Genomic DNA, 3,574 nt, shown 5'->3' with positions numbered 1-3,574 from the left:
TGCACGAAGCAGCGGAGACGGCTCGCCCTTCTTCGACACGTACGGTTCCACCGCGCCTCAACGAAGTCCGCTGCACGAAGCAGCGGAGACGGATGACCCGTCGCTTGGCCGTCACCTTCTTCGTGCCTCAACGAAGTCCGCTGCACGAAGCAGCGGAGACGTTTCTGCACCGGTTCCACACCGAGGACCTGCCCGTGCCTCAACGAAGTCCGCTGCACGAAGCAGCGGAGACACACCCTGGTACTGGCCCCGGACCCGCGTGGCTGGATGCCTCAACGAAGTCCGCTGCACGAAGCAGCGGAGACGTTCTCCATGCCATCTCGTTGCGCCTCACGCCGGATGCCTCAACGAAGTCCGCTGCACGAAGCAGCGGAGACGTAACGGCTAACTGCACGCATGCATTATTCTCCCTGCCTCAACGAAGTCCGCTGCACGAAGCAGCGGAGACAGTGGGCAACATTACCGCCCTCTGACAAGGAGCTGAAGAGCCTCTCGCGAGAGGTCCCGGCTGCGCAGGCTCGAGTCGCGGCCAGGCACGCCGTGGGACGACCTCAACTAGCGTCTGACCAGGCATTTTCTGGATGCGATACCTCACCGGGTTTTCTACACCGATGGACCCCTCGCGGAGGATACAGCACTCAGATAATGACGGGACCCATCTCCATGACATCGCGTGAGCGTCCGAGAAAGCTGAACTGTTCGTCGGACAACGCGGCGGTCAGACCCAGGTCGCAGATGAGGATGCTGTCTTCCTTCGTATCGAGGATGTCCGTCAGGGTAGCCGTCAACTGCACGAAACGCGACGGCAAGAGATCCACCACGAAGACGGAGTACTGTACTCGATCTCCGAACTCTTCCAGCGCACGGGCAACCCACAATCGTCGACGATCCGAAGGAATGTCATACGCGATCAACTTGCGCCTCATTCGGTCCCGGGAACTCATCGCACCCTGATTCCCTTGTAGGTGGGTTGGGTGCCGTCGAGAACGCCCAGGAACATTCTCGCTTGCACTTCGATGGCTCTTCGCCACGTCATCCGGTACTGGAACACAGGGTGCATGAACTCAGTGACCAACCGCCGTTCCACTCCGGAGATCAGCTTGCGTCGGCCGTGCTGCGTGAATCGCGCGCCGCCGAGCACATGAGTAAAGGACCTCTCTCCGAACTCTCCGTTGTTGAACGCCGTCAGCACGGCGGCGTCAACGAGCGGGGCTCGAAACTCCTCCATGAGGTCCAGGGCCAAGGCAGGTTTGTTCCGTCCTGGGGAATGGAGCAACCCTGCATGCGGATCCAGCCCACAGGCCAGCACCGCACGGATGACTTCCCCCAGCAGCATGCCGTAGCCGTAGTTCAGGGCCACGTTCAGTTCATCGACCGCACCACGACCCACCCGACCGGGAAAATTCGCTCCGATGGATGAATCGACCGCGTCAGACAGGAGCCTCGGAAATCTATCGAAGTAGGCGGCCGCTGCACGTCCTTCGATGCCGAACAGCTCCTGCTCAGTCGGTGCAGTAAGGGCCATTCGTGTCGCCGAACGCAGCTGGGCAACGACAGACGCATCGCCGCCGAAACGCCGCAGAATTGTTGCCTGATTGGAGATCTTGGCAGCAATGAATTCGCGAGCCACATCTACGCGCCCCTGCGCGGCGACCTCGAACTGGCGAAAGCGCGCCCCGCCGTTCGGAGAACGTACCCCATTGGTCCATCCCACAACACGGCCCGTCCCGGTGCACCAGACCCCCGGAAGCCCACGCCACATCATTTCGCGGAGCAACGCTCCCGACAGATCGACATTGCCGTGCACCACTACAGCGGTCATACGTTCAAGAGGGACGCTGGCCAACTTCTCGTCACCTTGCACCACGGTGAGACGTCCCCGGGAGAGACTGGCGCGGCTGCCTGGTGCCGTCAGATGCACGACTTCCCCGGTCGGGTCCGGTGGCACGATGCGACGCACCACCGCAGCCTCTTGCCGCTCTTCCGGTAGGCACACTGAGGAGTGTGAGCACCGCATGCACTTGGGGTCGTCGCTCAAGGGAGCGGGCGCCCTTGTGGAGGACACCACCTTTCGTGTCGCCTCCACGGCGGCAACGGCGGCGGACCGATCCGCGTCGTCAAGGTCAACAGGCACGTTTCGGTGATGGTGGGTGAAGTACACCTGGGCGCCGGCCACCTCATGGCCCATGGCTTCCAATGCCATCGTCTGCAGCGTCAACTGCAGGCGGTTCGCTTCGGACACCGTGGGCGATCTTTTCACCGGTGTTGCCTTGTGCTCAATGACTCTGAGGGCTCCGGACGGAAGACGTTCAGCCCGATCGATACGACCATGAAACCCGAGAGTGCGCTCTCGGACATCCACGGCGCGCACGGTGTCGCCCTCACCGGCCGACGGCGTATCCACCCGGCGGTGCGCCGCCGTCCCCTCCGCCATCTGCGCGACCTGCGGGGCCTTCTCCCCCATCGCCTCGAGCCAGGCCCTCCGGGGGCAAAAGCTCCAATGCGCCACCAAGCTGATCGGCACGGAGTCTTCGTACGGTTCCCCACCGTCAAGACCCGCCTCATCCTGCGCCGTTCTCATGCGACTGCTTTCCCCGAGAGCGCCCTGCGCTCAGGCGCTGACGTGCTTCCGGTGCGTAGCACTGGAAAGGCGAGGATGTGCCCAAAGCCCCACGACGCCAGTGGGGACACCTCTACACCGAGGGCGCCGACCAGAGCCTCCGTCTGAGAGCTGGCGTGGACCATCTCGACCAAGTGGCGGGAACGCAGTGCTGCCGTGAAGCGAGACAACGTGACCCATGACGTCGGCACGGGCATGAGCAGCCGCCCTGGATGCCCCGCCATGGGGCGGATCGACGCCGTTGAAGTGGACACGTCGTGAGCATCGGCCCACACAGGCAGGCTGGCCAGGCCCCAGAGCCCGGCCCATGCCCGCGCCGCGTCCACGGGTCCCAGAGGCGCGAGGCCGGTCGCGGTCCGAGAGTCCGATTTTCCCTTGCCTGGTTCATCCACCAGGGTCTCGCCTAGCAGGCCACTGGTCACCGCCGCTGCCTCACGGGCTGCCACCGCACGGCCCGCCGGGAGAAGCGCGTGCGTGACAAATTCCATGCCCTTGTTCCGCGTCCGCATCTCCCACGCCGAAGCTCCATGGTCCGGTCGCAGCCTCTGATCATTGCGGTGCCACCAGGCGCGCTCTCCAATCCCGAGGATCATCGCCGAGTCCAGGCCCCGCAGAGGCCTCAACGACCCCTGACGAATGCCCAGGAGCTCTTCCCACCCGGCTTCCGTAGACGGAACCTTGGTGCGTGCGGAGAAGAGGGCGCCATACTCCGGGGCCTTTCGGTGCATCCACCCGGTGGCGTCCTCCACATGGTGGCGCGCATGATCACGCACCACGACCCCAAGGACCTCACTGTCCAGGCTCGGTGCTGCCAGCTGAGGGCGTGCGTCCGCAGAGTCCGTCCATCGCAGCCGCACGGTTCCCGCCCCGTAGGCCTCCTCGACCATGTGGGCCACGCCCAGCAGTGCCATGTGAGACAGCAGTGTCTCAATGGACCCGGCGAGCGTGATGGGC

Annotated in this window: 2 protein-coding genes and 1 CRISPR repeat array; both genes read right to left on the bottom strand. The window is 64.1% G+C overall.

Going from position 1 to position 3,574, the window contains the following annotated elements; genetic code table 11:
- Positions 1-53: 53 nt before the first annotated feature.
- Positions 54-448: direct repeats of the CRISPR family, unit length 37 nt; unit sequence TGCCTCAACGAAGTCCGCTGCACGAAGCAGCGGAGAC.
- 190 nt (positions 449-638) lie between these two features.
- Positions 639-914, bottom strand: coding sequence for a CRISPR-associated endonuclease Cas2 (gene cas2, locus MLY01S_RS11710; RefSeq protein WP_245232169.1), 276 nt, complete (start codon positions 912-914; stop codon positions 639-641).
- Between the two features lie 26 nt (positions 915-940).
- The gene (cas1, locus tag MLY01S_RS11705) at positions 941-2,524 is read right to left on the bottom strand and encodes a CRISPR-associated endonuclease Cas1 (RefSeq protein WP_209279954.1); all 1,584 of its coding nucleotides are present in this window, start codon (positions 2,522-2,524) and stop codon (positions 941-943) included.
- Between the last annotated feature and the right edge of the window lie 1,050 nt (positions 2,525-3,574).

The organism is Micrococcus lylae NBRC 15355 (assembly GCF_001570885.1).
Classification (GTDB): Bacteria; Actinomycetota; Actinomycetes; order Actinomycetales; family Micrococcaceae; genus Micrococcus; species Micrococcus lylae.
Note: the sequence above shows the minus strand (reverse complement) of the source record. Positions and strands in the feature narration are given on the sequence as shown.